Source organism: Nostoc sp. S13, assembly GCF_029379315.1.
GTDB lineage: Bacteria > Cyanobacteriota > Cyanobacteriia > Cyanobacteriales > Nostocaceae > Nostoc.
The window spans coordinates 1-17313 of sequence record NZ_JAQYWQ010000003.1 but is presented as its reverse complement, the minus strand read 5'-3'; the positions used below and the strand labels follow the sequence as shown (position 1 = coordinate 17313).

Annotated in this window: 16 protein-coding genes and 1 pseudogene; 8 read left to right on the top strand and 9 right to left on the bottom strand. The window is 42.0% G+C overall.

All coding sequences use genetic code 11. The annotated features are described in order from the left end of the window. Entirely contained in the window at nucleotides 1-798 is a 798-nt protein-coding gene (locus PUQ00_RS01435; protein WP_300412431.1) for an SDR family oxidoreductase, read from the bottom strand. A 445-nt stretch (nucleotides 799-1243) separates the two neighbouring features. Between PUQ00_RS01435 and PUQ00_RS01430 the strand changes: the two genes are divergently transcribed. Then, nucleotides 1244-2149, top strand: coding sequence for an SMP-30/gluconolactonase/LRE family protein (locus PUQ00_RS01430; protein ID WP_300412429.1), 906 nt, complete (start codon nucleotides 1244-1246; stop codon nucleotides 2147-2149). Next, on the top strand, nucleotides 2146-2688 hold the full coding sequence (locus tag PUQ00_RS01425; protein WP_300412427.1) for a DoxX family membrane protein: 543 nt from the start codon (nucleotides 2146-2148) through the stop codon (nucleotides 2686-2688). The genes PUQ00_RS01430 and PUQ00_RS01425 overlap by 4 nt, the downstream gene beginning before the upstream one ends. 23 nt (nucleotides 2689-2711) lie before the next feature. Here PUQ00_RS01425 and PUQ00_RS01420 read toward each other — a convergent pair whose 3' ends face one another. From PUQ00_RS01420 to PUQ00_RS01400, 5 genes are all read right to left on the bottom strand, one after another. Continuing rightward, a complete protein-coding gene (locus PUQ00_RS01420; protein ID WP_300412425.1) occupies nucleotides 2712-3095 on the bottom strand; it encodes a type II toxin-antitoxin system VapC family toxin in 384 nt (127 codons plus the stop codon). Next, nucleotides 3095-3400: a hypothetical protein gene (locus PUQ00_RS01415; protein WP_300412423.1), complete on the bottom strand. Its 306-nt coding sequence runs from the start codon at nucleotides 3398-3400 to the stop codon at nucleotides 3095-3097. Before PUQ00_RS01415 ends, PUQ00_RS01420 begins: the two co-directional genes overlap by 1 nt. A gap of 55 nt (nucleotides 3401-3455) precedes the next feature. After that, nucleotides 3456-4418 carry a VOC family protein gene (locus PUQ00_RS01410; protein WP_300412421.1) on the bottom strand — a complete coding sequence of 321 codons (963 nt, stop codon included), beginning with the start codon at nucleotides 4416-4418 and terminating at the stop codon, nucleotides 3456-3458. Between the two features lie 276 nt (nucleotides 4419-4694). Continuing rightward, on the bottom strand, nucleotides 4695-5300 hold the full coding sequence (locus PUQ00_RS01405; protein WP_300412418.1) for a DUF2231 domain-containing protein: 606 nt from the start codon (nucleotides 5298-5300) through the stop codon (nucleotides 4695-4697). Further along, on the bottom strand, nucleotides 5297-5803 hold the full coding sequence (locus tag PUQ00_RS01400) for a DUF2231 domain-containing protein (protein WP_300412416.1): 507 nt from the start codon (nucleotides 5801-5803) through the stop codon (nucleotides 5297-5299). The genes PUQ00_RS01405 and PUQ00_RS01400 overlap by 4 nt, the downstream gene beginning before the upstream one ends. Nucleotides 5804-6410: 607 nt before the next feature. Here PUQ00_RS01400 and PUQ00_RS01395 point away from each other — a divergent pair. From PUQ00_RS01395 to PUQ00_RS01375, 5 genes are all read left to right on the top strand, one after another. Continuing rightward, on the top strand, nucleotides 6411-7223 hold the full coding sequence (locus PUQ00_RS01395) for an SDR family oxidoreductase (RefSeq protein ID WP_300412414.1): 813 nt from the start codon (nucleotides 6411-6413) through the stop codon (nucleotides 7221-7223). A gap of 6 nt (nucleotides 7224-7229) precedes the next feature. Next, a complete protein-coding gene (locus PUQ00_RS01390; protein ID WP_300412412.1) occupies nucleotides 7230-9350 on the top strand; it encodes a glycogen debranching N-terminal domain-containing protein in 2121 nt (706 codons plus the stop codon). 15 nt (nucleotides 9351-9365) lie between these two features. Beyond that, nucleotides 9366-10304, top strand: coding sequence for a cation diffusion facilitator family transporter (locus tag PUQ00_RS01385; protein ID WP_300412410.1), 939 nt, complete (start codon nucleotides 9366-9368; stop codon nucleotides 10302-10304). Between the two features lie 51 nt (nucleotides 10305-10355). Further along, on the top strand, nucleotides 10356-12752 hold the full coding sequence (locus PUQ00_RS01380) for a glycoside hydrolase family 15 protein (protein WP_300412408.1): 2397 nt from the start codon (nucleotides 10356-10358) through the stop codon (nucleotides 12750-12752). A gap of 292 nt (nucleotides 12753-13044) precedes the next feature. After that, nucleotides 13045-13503, top strand: a complete 459-nt coding sequence (locus tag PUQ00_RS01375) for a cupin domain-containing protein (protein WP_300412406.1) — start codon at nucleotides 13045-13047, stop codon at nucleotides 13501-13503. A gap of 368 nt (nucleotides 13504-13871) precedes the next feature. Here PUQ00_RS01375 and PUQ00_RS01370 read toward each other — a convergent pair whose 3' ends face one another. Continuing rightward, entirely contained in the window at nucleotides 13872-14669 is a 798-nt protein-coding gene (locus PUQ00_RS01370) for a hypothetical protein (protein WP_300412404.1), read from the bottom strand. 348 nt (nucleotides 14670-15017) lie between these two features. On the opposite strand from PUQ00_RS01370, the gene PUQ00_RS01365 reads away from it, so the two are divergent. After that, on the top strand, nucleotides 15018-15461 hold the full coding sequence (locus PUQ00_RS01365; RefSeq protein WP_300412402.1) for a molybdopterin-binding protein: 444 nt from the start codon (nucleotides 15018-15020) through the stop codon (nucleotides 15459-15461). A gap of 235 nt (nucleotides 15462-15696) precedes the next feature. Here the strand turns inward: PUQ00_RS01365 and PUQ00_RS01360 are convergent, their stop codons facing one another. Both PUQ00_RS01360 and PUQ00_RS32685 read right to left on the bottom strand, forming a co-directional pair. After that, nucleotides 15697-17145: a hypothetical protein gene (locus tag PUQ00_RS01360; RefSeq protein ID WP_366145944.1), complete on the bottom strand. Its 1449-nt coding sequence runs from the start codon at nucleotides 17143-17145 to the stop codon at nucleotides 15697-15699. Nucleotides 17146-17184: 39 nt separating this feature from the next. Next, nucleotides 17185-17244 (bottom strand): annotated as a pseudogene (locus PUQ00_RS32685) (hypothetical protein); the annotation flags it as partial. Nucleotides 17245-17313: the final 69 nt, after the last annotated feature.

Genomic DNA, 17313 nt, shown 5'->3' with positions numbered 1-17313 from the left:
TCACAAACTTGCAACCGAGCCACCATCTACCCGATAATTAGAACCAACCACAAAGCTTGATTGCTCTGAGCAAAGGAAGGCAATCACAGCCGCTACTTCTTCTGGTTTGCCACGTCGTTTGAGTTCGATGTGAGGGCGCTGTTCATCAAGGAAACTGTCAATTGCATCATCAAAACTGACACCTAGCTCTTTTGAGCGCTTTTCCATCATTGCGTCAGTCATTGAGGTGGCGATATAGGCAGGAGAAACTGCATTCACCAGCACGCCATCTTTTGCATAAGCTTTAGATAAATTTTTAGCAAGATTTAGTACAGCTGCTTTGCAAGCGCAGTAAGGTATCTCTTCTGGATAGGGCTGTAGTGCATCTTCCGAACTGATCAGGATAACTCTTCCCCAACCACTTTTACGCATCGGCTCAATAAAAGCGCGACAGGTGCGTACCGTCCCCATCAAGTCAACCTCAATCGTCTTGTACCACTGCTCATCACTGAGTTCGAGAAAATCTCCCGTAGCACCTGTGATTCCTGCCGCATGAACAAGGATGTCAACTGTTCCAAAGCGTTCAAGAATTTGCTCTTTAGCAGCTGCAACTTCCTTAGGCTGAGTGAGATCCGCCTGAACCGTAAATATTTCTCCAAACTTTCTCAACTCCTCAGCCGCCAGTTCAAGACTTTCCGAAGTCTTATTGATAATAGTAACCTTTGCACCTTCACAAGCAAGCAGTTTAGCTGTCGCTTTTCCAATGCCGGAATCACCTCCAGTAATTACAGCGACTTTATCTTTAAGACCAAGATCCATAAGCTATTTATTTCGAGAATTGGAAACAATTTATATCAAGCCGATTAACTGAAAAATATTCAGATAGTTTTTGATTTCAAACTTTACTTTATGTCACAAACTCTGAATTTTTCAACTCATCAATGGTGTATCTATAAAATTATAAATTCAGCCTTTGGATATATAGCAATTCTATTAAAGCTATGCTGCAAATCGAACCGCCAAGAGCAGAAAATTTAGAACTGCTATGAGTAACCTTTAAAAAAACGCGATTTAAAATTTTAGACTCTATCCAATGGTCTAATTTTCATTTATGCCTAAAGGAAGGCTAATATTTCCTTTTAATTTCATTGATGTTTATATATTATGTAAATCAGGCATATTTGATAATTCTAAAAATTAAGTTTGTATTAACTTTAACCTGCCATTTATCGCCAGTAACCAAGTTAAATAACAGGAGATTCCTATGGCTGAAGCCATTGAGATTTATGACGATCGCCTGCGTGGTATTCTACGCCCAGTTGGTTCACTCCAAGAGCTAGCCAACGGTGCAGTCCATAGCGAAGGCCCTGTTTACTTCCATGAAGACGATAGCGTTGTCTGGAGTGACGCTCATGGCAACCGCCTGTTGCACTGGAGTCCTACCGATGGTGTGAGCGTCGTGCGATCGCCATCTGATTACCAAAGCGGTAATTACCGTGACTTGGAGGGTCGTCTGGTTGCTTGCTCGTCCGGTCTGCGTGCCATCATCCGACGTGAACACGATGGGGAATGGAAGATTTTAGTCGATCGCTACCAGGGCAAACGCCTTAATAGTCCAAATGATTTGGTAGTCAAAAGTGACAACACAATTTGGTTCACCGATCCGCCCTATGGCATCACCGAGCCGAACCAAGGTTACGGCGGCGAACAGGAACAACCTGGAAGTTACGTGTATCGCTTTGACCCGGCAACTAGTGAAATTTATCCGGTAGTAACAGACATGGTGCGCCCGAATGGACTGGCTTTCAGTCCAGATGAAAGCCTTTTGTATGTTTCAGATACAGCTGCATTTAATATTCCTGGCGGGCCTCATCATATTCGTGTCTATGAGGTTGTGGACGAGCGCCATGTGCAGAATGGCCGTGTGTTCTGTGTCATCGATCCCGGACAACCTGATGGATTTCGGGTTGACGAACATGGCAACATTTTTACTAGTTCTGAAGACAGCGTACAGGTATACGCGCCCGATGGGACTCAGTTAGGAAAAATTCTGATCCCGGAGACAAGCACTAACCTAACATTCGGTGGTAAAGAACGCGATCGCCTATTTATCACAGCCGGTCATTCCTTATATACTATTGACCTTAATACCCGTGGTGTACAACTATGATTTATCAATTTGGGCTGGGTGTAGCGATTGCTTTTTTTCTAGCTGCATTTAATTACCCACAGCTAGGCCCACACTTGTTTAGTTCACTTTCTCCTGTGTATCCTGACGGACTCCCAGGATTGGCACTTTTACTACTAAGAGTTAGCCTTGGCGGGTTGTTTATACTACACGGATATCCAAAGATAGCGCATCTTCGACAGTGGGCTGAGTCTCTAAAAATGCCTATTTTTCTTTGCTTTTTATCAGCTGCGTCGATGATAGGTGGCGGAATTTTTCTAATAATTGGATTCCTCACACTCTTAGCAACTTTGCCCATTCTCGGCTCAATGATTTATGCAATATATTTGGACATTTCTGGAAGTAAACCCTTTGTAGCCGAAGATCCCTACTTAATTGCTGAAGGACAGTATGAGGGACCTTTAGGAAAAGGTGAACCCCCAAGTTGGGAAAAAGCTTTTATGTATTGCGTTATGCTGATTGCGATCGCAGTTTTAGGTCCTGGTGCATATTCGCTGGATGCTTTGATTTTTGGACGTTGAATCATCGAATACTTACCAAATATTTATGATTCGGTTATTAACAACGCTACATTATAAAATTTAAACTTCTGATCTACTGTAATTATCGTAAGACCTTCTACCAAAGCCTGAGCAATTAACATCCGATCAAAAGGATCTTTATGATACATTGGCAAATCAGCAACCTTTATTCCATGTGCCAACGTCATCGCTAAAACCTCTAACCGACTAAAGCGCAAAGCCTCTTCTAAATTACTAGGAGCTATTAACTTTCCTAAAGACTGTTTAATCGAAATTTCCCAAGCACTAATAGCACTGACAAAAATTAAATTCTCAGGGTTAGTAATTACTTCTCTTACCTGATTTGACAACTTAGAATCATTTTCTAAAAACCATAGTAGGATATGAGTATCGAGCAGAAAACTCATTAATCATCTCCATAAAAAGCAGCAATTACCTCTTCTGAAGTGTTATCAAAATCATCAGAAATATTAACCTGTCCTTGCCAAAAACCTGCAACTCTGGGTTCTAAAACATCTTCACTACTCACCACCATCAAGCCATGATTTAAACCCCCTTTTTCAACTGTAGACTCTGCTTGAGACAGAGGTAAAATTTTTGCCCAAGGAACCCCTTGACGAGTTAGCGTAATTTCAACATTATTTTGGATATCTGATAATAAATCAAGTAAATTATCAGATAAGTAAGCAATATCGAAAGTCTTTTCTGACATTTTTATTTATGTCCTACTCACTACAGGCATTATAGGCTTAAATCCGCTTCCCATATCAGGATTCCGCAATTAGCAATATTGCGTGTCCATCAGGGTCTTTAACTAAACACCCCTTGCGATCAGGACTTGCACTATCCGTAAACTGTACAACCGCCGATGACACAAACTGAACCTCATTCTGCCGCAATATCTCTACCGCCTGCTCAATGTTATTGACAACAAGTTCAATTTGCACCTTCGCAATATCAGAACTTTTCCAGTCACTCGGTATAGGACGGCCTTTTCCAGGCAAAATGTAATCTAACAGTTCAATTCCCACACTATCTTGATCTGGTCGCAGTCCTGTAATTCTGACTTTGGCTCCTGGTAAATTATCCAAGCGAGTTTGGGTTGACTGCCAGTTCAGACTGCGGCTATCAATTTGCATTCCCAGGAGGTCACAGTAAAAGTGTAGACTTTGCTCGGTGTTGGAAACTGCGATCGCACTATGATCAATTCCCAAAAATAAGCGATTGCTCTTTTGATGCCATTTATCTTTTCCTTTATCAGGCGGAAACCAAATTAACTCTAAATCATGACCATCAGGGTCTTTAAACTTGAAGGCACGGACACCAGCAGATGCTTCATTACTAGGTGGCATTGTCTGGGGGGAAACTGAAATTGGTTCAATGGGAAATGAACGCAAGTGAGCATAGGCACGATCTATATCACTCACCACAATTGCAAAATGTTGAAACCACAGGTCATTACTTTGTGAATCGCTGGGAATAGGTTTACCCTGAATGTTGAGATACTCCATCAACTCGATAAGTTCATCACCTAGTCGCAAGGTAACAATGCGAATTTTTGCCCCACTCACATCTTCCAGGTCGCTGTAATTCTGTCCTTCAACAGTGATGTCGGAAACTAGTTCAAAACCAAGCGCTTCTTTATAAAAATTTAAAGACCGATCGCAGTTTGTCACCGTTAATCCAATAGCTCGAATTCTTTGTACTTGTACATAGCTTTGATTAGGCATATTCGACGGCCTCTGTACTTACAATTAAAGGATTTGCAACAAATAAATTATTCAATCTTGTGGGGTGGGCATCTTGCCCGCCTTTAGAGGTTGTTTGAAAAGTAGTTGGCTGTGATTTTAAGCACTTATTGATCCCCCCTAACCCCCCTTTTTAAGGGGGGAACCGGAATCAAAGTCCCCCTTTTTAAGGGGGATTTAGGAGGATCGAGAACGTTTTGATACCTACAATAGGACTTTTCAAACATCCTCTTAGCTATGAGCGGGCGCGATGCTTGATTATTTGAGTATCAAATTTGGGTTTTTACCTTCTTGGAGTAACTTCGCAGCAGTAACGTGAATTCCAAAGTTCTCTCCCAATTGCGCTCCCAAAGTTCCGTGAACGAATAATATTGCCATTATCACCATGCCTGCTAACAAGTAACTCCACTGCACCTGCCTGGAAGCATCCTTGCGCCAGCGATAGCGTTGCAAACCTCTCCATACAGTCATGGCTGCGATCGCTCCCAACAGGAAAACGCCACCCAAACCATGCAAAAGCATCGTCCAACCAGTAGTTAACCCCCAAACGCTCTTTTGATCAACTGGTGGATTTGCTAGCAGTAGCTCAAAAAAACCAGCTGCAACAGTGAAAAAGCTGATAAAAGCTGCTCCGATGAGGTTATACCAGCCGACATCAAAGAAACCAGAACGCAGGGCAGGCAGACCTAAAAATTTGAAGATTGGTTTTTCTAAAGCAAAAAACGTTCCTGCAATATCAAAAACGATCGCAATAATCAACAAACCCAATGTTAAATGCACCAGTTGCGGATGTATCGGAATTTCATAAGGCAATCCGTTAGCATTCAGCCTCAATCTCAACTGTTCAATGAGTTGCCAGTTCATGGCGAAACTCCTTGCTTCATCGCTTGCACAACTGGCTCGATGTGTAACCCGTACACCCAAACTAGCTTACTGCCTAGATAGACTTGCAAGCACACTAGGCAGACTAAAAACGTTGCCGCACCCAAATAAGCAGGCGGTACTTTCCGTGGGGTGCGATCGCGAATTACGTAACGCCAAGCTGTAATGGCGACAACAATAGCCGCCAGCGACCAACCCATCACCGTATGAAAATTCAGTGTTGGTTGGACTGCTGGGTAAATGTTCGCCAGACCTGCTTCAAACTGACCAAAAATTACCGCTAAAAAGATGGTGACTGAGGCAACAAACATATTCCAAAAACTCACCTCAAACAAACGCACGTTGCGGGTGAAATAGCCCAGCACATCGCATACAAAAGAAAAAAGTACCATCGCAATTACAAAGTGGACTATGATAGGGTGTAAAGGATCAGGGTATGGTAAATTTTGATTATTCAAAGACAGAGCATAAAAAAGTTTATCCATATTTACTGTTTTTTAGTACTTGTTTTTTCAAATCCCAAAACTAATTAAATTAACCACGATTTTAGTTTAAATCATATCCCAACTGGCATTTATAAAAACTAGAGAATGGTTGTTTTTGATTAGTTAGATTGGTTATTTGACAATAGCTAATCTAATCAGACACTCAGGATTTACAAAAACAATAGCCTAAACCCTGATTTGCCCCAACCTCAATATATTACATGGTTCTCTCATTTAGATTGATTAACTAAAGATTTTACCTGAATTCATAACCGATATTGCTCTGAATATATCAGAAATCTTTCTTAAGATTGATATGATCTTGAAAATGACAATTTTACAAATAAAGACATCGTGTTGTCACAGGAATGACAACTAATTGAAATATTGCTCGGTAAAACAATATACTGTTTATCTTTCTCTGGATAGATTAGGAAAATACGAGAGATTTCTTAGAATATAAAAAGTTTTGTCTCTTTAATGTATAACTTGCCGATTTTACGATCTAAATCGCCAAGGTAATACTACGCCCACAAAGCAAAAATATCATGCAAGTCTTCAGCTACTTGCAACAACAAATGCAAGTTTTAAAAATATCGAAAAGATTATGAGCTATTCTCCTGACCTACTTAAAGGTCAAAAAGCACTTGTGACGGGTGCTAGTTCTGGCATTGGTGAAGCGATCGCTCGCTATTTAGCTTTATCAGGTGCAGCAGTAGCTGTCAACTATTATTCGGAAGCTGAGTCAGCCCAAAAACTTGTTGATGAGATCAAAGCGGCTAATGGTGAAGCTTTTGCTATTCAAGCTGATGTCAGCAAAGAAGACCAAATAAAGGCGATGTTCAGCCAGACACTCGAACAATTCGGCACTATTGACATTTTGATAAACAATGCAGGTCTTCAAAAAGATTCAGCGTTTGTAGATATGACCCTTGAGCAATGGAATAGAGTTATTGAGGTAAACCTGACAGGACAATTCTTATGTGCGCGGGAAGCTGCAAAAGAATTCTTGCGCCGAGGTGTACAGCCCCAGATTTCATCTGCCGCAGGTAAGATTATTTGTATAAGTTCAGTGCATCAGATAATTCCTTGGGCGGGGCATGTTAATTATGCTTCCAGTAAGGGCGGTATAAATATGATGATGCAAAGTATTGCCCAAGAACTTGCACCCCACAAAATTCGCGTCAATAGTATTGCTCCTGGTGCAATCAAAACTCCAATTAATAAATCAGCTTGGGATACTCCAGAAGCAGAGGAGAAGTTACTAAAACTGATTCCAGCCAAACGTGTGGGAGATGTAGAAGATATCGCCAAAGCAGCAGTTTGGTTGGCTTCTGATGACTCTGATTATGTTAATGGTATAACACTGTTTGTAGACGGTGGTATGACCTTGTACCCCGGTTTTACAGAGAATGGTTAATTGACAATGCCGACAAAAGTTACTGTCAATCCTGGTTTGATAACCATCAACGATGGTTCCTCTTTTTTAGTAACAGCTAGTGATGGTTCCATCAACGAAAATTTACCTCAAGGTTTTTTTGTTTGGGACACACGCCTAATTTCTTACTACGAAATTTCTCTGAATCGCTACCCCCTTTCGCTGCTAGCCTCTAGCAATATCACCCATCATAATGCGCTTTACCAATTTACCAACCCGCAACTTCCTACTATCAATAGCTCTTTACCTCCGGGTAGTTTGCTTGTAACTGTTCGGCGCGACATTGTGGAAGGTATGCATGAAGATATTGATATAACTAACTATCACAATGAAGTTGTTAAGTTTCAATTAATGCTAGCTATGCGCTCAGATTTTGCGGACATTTTTGATGTCAAATCACAGCAAATATTGACGCGGGGTGAAACAGAAACCAGATGGGAAAATGGTGTACTCACGACTGAATATCGCAATGGTTCTTTCTTCCGAGGTATTGTGATTGAAACAGTTTGTGGTAATTCTGAGCCACGCTATGCCAATGGTCGTTTAATGTTTGATGTGGCGATCGCTCCTGGCAAGACATGGCACACTTGTATCAACTTTACAGCCTTAGCTGATGGAAATGTCTTCAAACCTCAAGATACCTGCGATGTGGCTCACAATACAAAAGCCGGAAAGGTTAGAGATGAGTTTCTGATTAATGCCACAAAGTTGCGATCATCTAATGCTGAAATTACCGAATACTATCAGCAAGCGATCGTGGATATGGGAGCGCTACGGATTGAGGTATATGACAATGGGCATCAATTTTGGATGCCTGCTGCTGGTATTCCTTGGTTTGTCGCCGTTTTTGGGCGCGACTCAATAATTGCTAGCTTGCAAGCGATCGCAGTTTATCATGAATTTGCACGTGGCACGTTGCTGAAACTGGCTCAACTCCAGGCAACTGAGTTGGATGATTGGCACGATGCCCAACCGGGCAAAATACTACACGAACTGCGGCGCGATGAGTTAACTACACTAAATCTACTTCCATACAAACCCTACTACGGAACAGTAGATACTACCATCCTTTGGATTGTTACTTTAGCTGAAGCCTATAACTGGAACGCCGACCTCAGTATGCTTGATGAGTGTCGAGAACCACTGGAAAAGGCGCTAAATTGGATTGACAAATACGGCGACTTGGACGGGGATGGATTTGTTGAGTATTTAACTCGTTCGTCAAAAGGATTACGCAATCAAGGTTGGAAAGATTCGGGTGACGCAATAGTTTACCCAAACGGTGAATTAGTTGAGCCGCCAATCGCTTTATGTGAAGTGCAAGGCTACGTTTATGATGCGTGGCTGAGGGCAGCTTTAATTTATGAAGTCTGGGGCGAAAAAGAGCAAGCGAAAAAGCTGCGTCAAAAAGCGGAAGAACTTTATCAACGATTTAATGATCGCTTTTGGATGGAATCAGAAGGTTTTTACTGTTTAGGATTAGACGATAAAAAGCAGCAAATTCAATCAATTACCTCAAATCCTGGGCATCTACTCTGGTCTGGTATCGTCCCACAGGAACGAGCAAAAAAACTTGTTAACCGACTTTTTCAACCAGATATGTGGTGTGGTTGGGGAGTGCGGACTCTCTCATCTCAAAATCCAGCTTATAACCCGATTAGTTATCAACGCGGTAGTGTTTGGCCTCATGATAACTCGATCATCGCGGCGGGATTAAAAAAGTATGGCTATCACAAAGAAGCTAACCGCATTGCGGAGGGTATTTTTGCTGCTGCTAGTTATTTTCAAGCTGGGCGAATGCCAGAATTGTTTGCGGGAATTGAACGCCAAGATGATAACTTTCCAGTCCCCTACCCAGACGCTAACATACCCCAGGCTTGGGCTGCTGGTTCAATTTTCTTACTGATTCGTACCATTTTAGGACTCAAAGCTGATGCCTCAAAACAACAATTAAAAGTACAGCCCTCACTCCCAGATTACTTACCCGATTTAGAACTCATAAATTTGTCCGTGGGAGACGCTACAGTGGGATTGCGCTTTTGGCGCGATGGCGAACAAACCCAATGGGAAGTTACCCATCTAGATGGTGAATTAGAAGTTTCTGCATAATTATTATTTCCGATCATGGCATCTGATTCATCTAATAAATCTATATATGCGGCGATGGGGGCTAATTTAGCGATCGCTATTACTAAATTTATCGCCGCCTCTTTTACTGGCAGTTCTGCCATGACATCTGAAGGGATTCATTCAGTTGTAGATACTGTCGATCAACTAGTACTTTTGCTGGGAATTCGCAGAAGCCAAAAGCCAGCAGATGCTAGCCATCCCTTTGGTTATGGTCAAGAACTTTACTTCTGGACTTTCATCGTTGCTCTCTTGGTCTTTGCCATTGGCGGCGGTATGTCAATTTACCAAGGAATCATTCATTTAATTAATCCCAGTCCTTTAGAAGACGCAAAATGGGATTATATTGTGTTAGCTATAGCAATATTATTGGAGGGTTTTTCTTGGATTGTAGCTTTAAGAGAGTTTTTGCCAACCAAGGGTAGACAAAATTTTTGGCAAGCAATCAAAAATAGTAAAGACCCCACAGTATTGACAATATTATGTGAAGATACTGCGGCAATTTTAGGTTTAATCGTTGCCTTCATCGGAATCTTCTTAGGACATTTATTTAATAATGTTTATTTTGATGGTATCGCCTCGATTATCATTGGGATTATCTTGGCTATAGTAGCGATGGTACTAGCGAGAGAAAGTAAAGGATTATTACTTGGTGAAAGTGCCGATCTTAAAACTATAGCTAATATCCGCTCTTTGTCAAAAACAGAACCAGGAGTCAAAGAAGTTATCCGTATACTAACAATGCAGCTTGCTCCACAGGAAGTATTACTCAACTTAGAAATTCAATTTTCTCAAAATCTGACAGGTGAAGAAATAGCATTAACTGTAGAAAGTTTAGAAACAAAAATTCGCCAAAAGCATCCTGAAATCAAACAAATTTTTATTGAAGCCAAATACTTAAGTGCGGCTCGCAGATATTCTGAACCTTTTGAATAAATATCAAACACAGCATTTTTAAATAGTAGTTATTGATGGGTACAATAAATTATGGTAAAAATTCTTGGTCAAGGACAGGCTTTTGGCGCACCCGGTATCGAGCCGCGATGGACTCATGCCAATAAAGATGGAGTCGGTACAGCTTACTCTACCTCCAGTAATATTTGGTTTACGATCTGGAACAGTGTTATCACTGAAATCTACCATCCCACAGTAGATAAACCCCAAGTTCGGGATTTACAGTATCTAATTTCTGATGGAAAAAGCTTTTTTCACGAAGAGAAACGCCATCTCGAATCAAAAGTGGAACCGATGTGGACTCATGGTTTAGGATACCGCATCACTAATTCCGATCCCCAAGGGCGTTATGCTGTAATCAAAGAAGTGATTGCTGACCCGCATTTCTCCTGTATTTTACAACACACAAAGTTAACAGGAGATAGCGATTTTATTTCCCAACTCCAGTTATATGCTTTATGTGCGCCCCATCTGGAAGTTGGAGGTAGAGGTAATAATGGTTACGCTATACAAGTTGCTGGACATCGGATTCTCACAGCCGAGAAAGGAGGAACATGGCTAGCGCTAGGTGCAACAGTTCCCTTTACCCGTCTTTCCTGTGGTTACGTCGGTGAAAGTGATGGCTGGACAGATTTAGCCGATAATTTTCAGATGGATTGGGAGTTTGACAGTGCTGTGGATGGCAACATTGCTCTGACTGGAGAATTAAATCTAGATAGCACTAAAGAGTTTACTTTAGGACTGGCGTTTGGTACAAATCTGCACAATGCGATTTCCACACTCTTTCAGTCGCTGAATATTCCATTTGAAAAGCAGAAAGAGCAATACAACGAACAATGGAAGCGATCGCGCCAGGGCGTCAAACCATTAGAAAATGTTGCTTATGATGATGGGGAGTTGTATCACAACAGCATTAGTTTGTTGTTAGCACATGAAGACAAAACTTATCCTGGTGCGTTGATTGCATCCCTGGCTATCCCTTGGGGTGAAGCCAAAAACGACCAAGATCAGGGAGGATATCACCTTGTCTGGACGCGGGATATGGTTAGCAGTGTATCAGGTTTAGTGGCTGCGGGTCAAACAGCTACAGCAGTGCGATCGCTCATTTATCTTGCCACCAGTCAGCAGGAAGATGGCGGTTTTCCCCAAAATTTTTGGGTTGATGGTAAACCTTACTGGACAGGTATCCAGCTTGATGAGGTAGCATTTCCCATTCTGTTAGCATGGCTATTGCATCAACAGAAAACTTGCTTAAACTTTGATGTTTATCCAATGATTTTGCGGGCGGCGGGTTATTTAATTCGTCACGGCCCGGCTACCCAACAAGAACGCTGGGAAGAAAATAGCGGTTATTCACCATCAACACTAGCATCTAATATTGCCGCCTTAATCTGTGCTGCTCAATTTGTTCGTGAACATGGGGATGAAGCAACAGCAAAGTTTATCGAAGAATACGCTGATTTTTTAGAATCTCACATCGAAGATTGGACAGTAACTACTGAAGGGACTTTAGTTGCTGGCATCAAACGGCATTATATTCGGATTACTCCTACAGATATTAATAATCCTCAACCCAACGAAAATCCCAACCAAGGAACTCTTTTTATTAGCAGTCAACCGCCTGGTAAAATCGCAGAATTTCCGGCGAAAGAAATTGTTGATGGCGGGTTTCTGCAATTAGTGCGTTATGGAATTCGCAAAGCTGATGACCCGATTATTGTTGATTCTGTGAAAGTAATTGATGCAGTCTTGAAAGTAGATACATCTGCTGGGCCTTGTTGGCATCGTTACAACCACGACGGCTACGGACAACAAGAAGATGGCAGTCCTTATGTTAGTTGGGGTCAGGGACGTGCTTGGCCTCTCTTAGCAGGAGAACGAGGACATTATGAATTAGCTGCGGGTGGTGATGTCAAAACATATATTAAGGCAATGGAAGGATTTGCTTCAGACACTTGTTTGCTCCCAGAACAGGTTTGGGATGAAGCAGATACAGCTGAAAACCACATGTATTTAGGAAAACCAACAGGTTCTGCAATGCCCCTAATGTGGGCACACTCGGAATATATTAAGCTACTACGGTCAAATCATGATGGTCAGGTATTTGATTTGATTCCAGAGGTGGCGAATCGCTATCTGGGCGAAAGACAAAAGTGTAAATCATTAGAAATTTGGAAGTTTAACCGTCAAATAGACAAAGTTAAAAAAGGTCATATCTTGCGAATTCATGCTTTAGCATCTTTTCAGTTGCACTGGTCACAGGATAATTGGCAAACCGTACAAGATACGCCTTCTACTTCTACCAAGTTAGGAGTGAATTTTGTGGATATTTCTGTTTCAGACAAACAGCAACAGCCAATTAGCTTTACCTTTTTCTGGATTGAAAGCAGTAAATGGGAACAACGCAATTACACGGTTGCGGTTTCATAATTCCTAATCAAGTTAGACCATTTCTTTGTGAGGCTGCGCCAAACCCTTTTAACTTCTTTCTTTCTTTCTTTGTGACCTTTGCGTCCTTCTCCCAAGGGGAGACGCTAACGCGAATGCGGTTCGTTTTTCTTTCTTGTACTTAAATATGGTTTAGCGCATTTTCATACAGAATTGGTATTAGACCAGTCCCAGCAGACATTATTATCCAAGAATAGCGATCGCTTTACTAGCTCTGTGAGCGAATAAACGAAACCAAAGTAAGTTAATCCCACAATCAAAAAGAGCCATTTTTATGCAGAAGAATTCATCACACAAGCCAACAATTGACTACTGGCACGTCTGGACTGACCACGACGGTATAAGTCACCAGTCCCGTTGTCAAATTGAGGACTTCATCGAAAAAGGCATAGCCCCGGATACCTCACCGCAGTGGCTTTCTAAATTGAAGCAGTCTGGTGCTACAATCACCTTTACTGTGCTACCCGTGGGTTGGGTTGGTAACTGGCATGAGAACCCCAAGCCCCAGTGGATTATACCTTTGTCAGGACGCTGGTTTGTGGAGACTATGGACGGCCAGCGAGTCGAGATGGGGGAAGGCGAAATTTCATTTGGAGAAGATCAAGGTACAAAAGCAGACGCACAAGGTCATAAGGGTCACTTATCTGGAACAGTAGGCGATGCGCCAGCGGTGTTGATAATGGTGCAACTTGAAGAGACGCCGACTATTGACCAATCCTGTCGCTTTAAGTAAGTAGGACTTACCGAATTTTAGATTTTAAATTTTGGAAAATGGAATTGAAGATTCTTGCATCCGTCTTGGAAAGTTTGCTCAAGTCAAGTCACTCCGTTGCGGTGTTAGCGTAGCGGTAGCGACGTAGGAGCGTCGGCAGTCGCTCAGAGGGGGTTTCCCCCATGAGGAACTGCTGTTAGCGTAGCGTTAGCGAGTCCGCGAGCGTCACCCGAAGGGGGGTTCCAAGAGTTGTAGGAAGTGGCGCGGCAGAGCCGCAAGAGCAACTTTCCGCAAAATATAAAATTAAATGACAGAGCAAGTGACTTGATTGCTCTTTTCAATCTAAAATCTAAAATCTAAAATCTAAAATCCAAAATTGTTTGACCATTTCACTCAACTTCCTCACAGCGAATTAAGAGTGTTTCCATCGCCTCTGCTAAAGAAATCAACTCTGTCCAAGAGGAGCCAGTAACTAAATTTTGGGCGTGAGCTAATCGGTTTCGCAACTGTTCAGCAGACTTGAGGAAGCGTTCACCAAACCGCTTAGACTTTAGTCCCAATTGCTGAAGAAGTTCTGGTTGATTTAAAATCAACTCTCGCTTATCACAGAATTGCAGATAATCTAACAAATCGGTAGCTTCGTTTCTTTCCTGGCTTTCTCGCCATAGCCGTTGAGTAACTTCTAAGCGCTCAGTTCTGAGGACTTTTTGCCAAGAATCTTGGGGATAGTAAATCCGCACCAGCCGCAGCAAATTCATTTCTAGGAGCGTTACCAAGCCAAACAGTAGCATTCGCACAGGTGCTTTCTGCAAGTCGCCACAGGTAACAATACCACTTATCTGATTGCAATCTAAGACAAACAATCGCGGAGTTTCTTGCAAAATGGGTAGCAACTTTATAAGCGGGGTGGAAATAGCAATTAGTTCTTTTGGATGAAACAACTGTTGATAGTCGCTACACTTACCTTCTTTACCTTGAATCAAACTAGAGCGTTCTAGATAACCGCTAATAATATCTCCCGTCTCAATGCCGATAACATCAAAATTTTGTGCCTGCATCCAATGCAGCACTTTTGTCACCTCCGCATCAGCTGGCATAGCTTTGAGGGGTTCTGCCACGTATTCAATGGTGATATTGTTCTCAAATAAACTTCGTAGGTTTTGAGAACGCGATTTTAGGTGTTTCATCGCCCTGCTGTGAAGTCACGTTAAATAATCCTATGGCACTCATGCGATCGCTAGCGGAATTTTCTGCCAGATTTACCCTGCGTAGGCATCGCTATCCCAACAAATACCATAGCCCAATGTTATACCATCTTAGTTGGTAATATTTTAGTGATAATTTAGACAATTTCAAGTAACAAAATATTTCGCATCTAGAAAAAAATATATATGTAGTTAAGTAGATGAGATTAGTTGATTAATTTGCGATAAAAATGCCAAAAATGCTGAGAAAAAAATCTTATTACTAAAACGACATATCGAATTGATACTTGCTAGAATTTTACCAAGATAACCAAAATTGATCATATTATTATGCCAAGAAAAGAACAAGGATGGGTCACATTTCAAACCTCAGAGGACGAGCGAAAGATTCTGGAGGAATTCTGCGAACAGTCTCAACGTACCAAGACTGAAATTCTCCGGGAACTCGTGCGTAGTCTTAATCAGCACACTTGGGCATCAATATCATCACCAACTCAGCAGGAAAAACAGGAAGATGCCTACATTCAAAAGCCTGATATAGAAAGTACTATTCAAAAGAAATCACTAAAAGTTAGCTCTCGCAATATTCTTAAAGGTGTGGTTAAACGAGTTGTTTATGGAGCTGTTAATAGTGAGGTAACTCTGGAGATTATTCACAAAGTAGAGTTAATCTCGATTATCACCAGAGCTTCCGCAGAAGAGTTGGAACTATCTGAGGGAAAAGAAGCTTATGCAGTCATAAAGTCTAACGATATTGTCATTGCTAGAGAATAGAAATACGTTGATTTTAGGCGTTGGATTTTAAGAGAATGAATTATCATTAATAAGATTTTTAATTTTGGAGAACTGCAAGATAAATTGACTATTTGTTGATGCGATGTCTACGACAAAGCTCAGTGACCATCGTAGACATCGCCTATATAATAGCTATTTTCGTATAAATCGAACACATGGGTAGCACAGCTGTGCTACCCTACCGAAGTTGACACAGATATACAGATGTATGATTCTACGCTTGCACCACAAAATCTGATGCGCTGAGAGTTGGCGCACCAGTCAGAGTTGCAAATAGACCACCACTGCCAAAACCAGCCGCACTACCATTTTGGTTGTAGAACAACTGCCCACTCACAGCGTCGTAGATAATTTTCCCCGTACTAGCCGCCCCTGAACTTGTGATTTGAAAATCACTCTTCTTACTAAAACCTGTTCCCGCAGTTGAAGTAATAGCATTAAAGGTAGTCTTATCCAAGATAATCTTATCGCCTTGGGAATCTTTAAAGTCACTAATGGCATCTACACCAACAGCAGTCAGGGCAAAAGCTGCATCGGTATTGTAAACGAAAGAGTCGGCACCAGCACTACCGGTGAGAACATCATTGCCAGCATCGCCAACGAGAGTATCATTGCCAGCACCGCCGACGAGAGTATCATTACCAGTACCGCCTCGCAATAGGTCATTGCCACTCAAGCCATAGATAAAATCGTTACTCCCTTGAGCATTAATCACATCGTTGGAGTTTTCAAAACCTGTGATGCTATTATTCAGGTCATTGAGGAATGTGACTGTGTTCTTGTTGAACAGGCTAGTTTGAGTGGAGTTGGCATCGAAGACATCAAAGCTGTCGGTGATGTTGGTTTGCCCATCAAACAGGATATTGCCAATCGCAGGTCTTGCTCCAGAAGCAGGCACATTATCGAGGTTTTCTAATTTGAAGTTTTGTAGAGTGACTTTGGTATTAGCCACATTTTCAAAGGTAATTTCTAAGTTGTTAGCATTTTGAGTTAATTGCAGATTTTGGGCAGTCAAACCCGAACCTGTAAATTGCAAGGTGTCAACACTGTCAATCAGTGCTGCCAAAGGGTTTGAGCCTTTACCAATGCCACCAAAATCGGTGATAGTGTCATTGCCATCGCCAGGGCGAAACACAAATGTATCTTGACGGCTGTTGCCCGTCAGGGTAGAATTACCAGGAGTTAGCGCCGGGTTAGGGGTGTCCTTAGTGTTTATATTCGTCCCCCCAAACACCACATAGCTTCGCCCAGCATCATCGTTGCCGTTGGGGGAGGCATATGGTGCTCCAATAATCACGTCGTCAATGCCATCGTTGTTGATGTCCCCCGCATTGCTGACTGAGGAGCCTGAGAGGTCATTAGTAGTGCCGTTAATCAAAAAGCCATTAGTGCCATTCAAGGAAGAGAGGTCTAGGATGCCGCCACTGCCCAGATTCCTCCCGCCAAATACCACATAGCTTCGCCCAGCATCATCGTTGGCGGAGGCATATGGTGCTCCAATAATCAGGTCGTCAACGCCATCATTGTTGATGTCCCCCGCATTGCTGACTGAGTAGCCTGAGTAGTCATATGGTCTAATATCGTTAATCAAAAAGCCATTAGTGCCATCCAAAGAAGAGAGGTCTAAGGTACCTCCACTGCCCAGATTCGTCCCTCCAAACACCACATAGTTTTTATTATTAGTATCTTTATTAGTAAATGCCCCAATAATCAAGTCGTCAATACCATCATTGTTGATGTCTCCTGCCTTGCTGACTGAGTAACCTAATTCCTTACTATAGGACTCCTATTTGATTTCTGAACAAGACTAAGAGAGAATACGGAGAGGTTT

Excerpts from the sequence above, each read along its gene's own strand:
- PUQ00_RS01435 (WP_300412431.1), bottom strand. The coding sequence starts at position 798 with ATGGATCTTGGTCTTAAAGATAAAGTCGCTGTAATTACTGGAGGTGAT.
- PUQ00_RS01430 (WP_300412429.1), top strand. The coding sequence starts at position 1,244 with ATGGCTGAAGCCATTGAGATTTATGACGATCGCCTGCGTGGTATTCTA.
- PUQ00_RS01425 (WP_300412427.1), top strand. The coding sequence starts at position 2,146 with ATGATTTATCAATTTGGGCTGGGTGTAGCGATTGCTTTTTTTCTAGCT.
- PUQ00_RS01420 (WP_300412425.1), bottom strand. The coding sequence starts at position 3,095 with ATGAGTTTTCTGCTCGATACTCATATCCTACTATGGTTTTTAGAAAAT.
- PUQ00_RS01415 (WP_300412423.1), bottom strand. The coding sequence starts at position 3,400 with ATGTCAGAAAAGACTTTCGATATTGCTTACTTATCTGATAATTTACTT.
- PUQ00_RS01410 (WP_300412421.1), bottom strand. The coding sequence starts at position 4,418 with ATGCCTAATCAAAGCTATGTACAAGTACAAAGAATTCGAGCTATTGGA.
- PUQ00_RS01405 (WP_300412418.1), bottom strand. The coding sequence starts at position 5,300 with ATGAACTGGCAACTCATTGAACAGTTGAGATTGAGGCTGAATGCTAAC.
- PUQ00_RS01400 (WP_300412416.1), bottom strand. The coding sequence starts at position 5,803 with ATGGATAAACTTTTTTATGCTCTGTCTTTGAATAATCAAAATTTACCA.
- PUQ00_RS01395 (WP_300412414.1), top strand. The coding sequence starts at position 6,411 with ATGAGCTATTCTCCTGACCTACTTAAAGGTCAAAAAGCACTTGTGACG.
- PUQ00_RS01390 (WP_300412412.1), top strand. The coding sequence starts at position 7,230 with ATGCCGACAAAAGTTACTGTCAATCCTGGTTTGATAACCATCAACGAT.
- PUQ00_RS01385 (WP_300412410.1), top strand. The coding sequence starts at position 9,366 with ATGGCATCTGATTCATCTAATAAATCTATATATGCGGCGATGGGGGCT.
- PUQ00_RS01380 (WP_300412408.1), top strand. The coding sequence starts at position 10,356 with ATGGTAAAAATTCTTGGTCAAGGACAGGCTTTTGGCGCACCCGGTATC.
- PUQ00_RS01375 (WP_300412406.1), top strand. The coding sequence starts at position 13,045 with ATGCAGAAGAATTCATCACACAAGCCAACAATTGACTACTGGCACGTC.
- PUQ00_RS01370 (WP_300412404.1), bottom strand. The coding sequence starts at position 14,669 with ATGAAACACCTAAAATCGCGTTCTCAAAACCTACGAAGTTTATTTGAG.
- PUQ00_RS01365 (WP_300412402.1), top strand. The coding sequence starts at position 15,018 with ATGCCAAGAAAAGAACAAGGATGGGTCACATTTCAAACCTCAGAGGAC.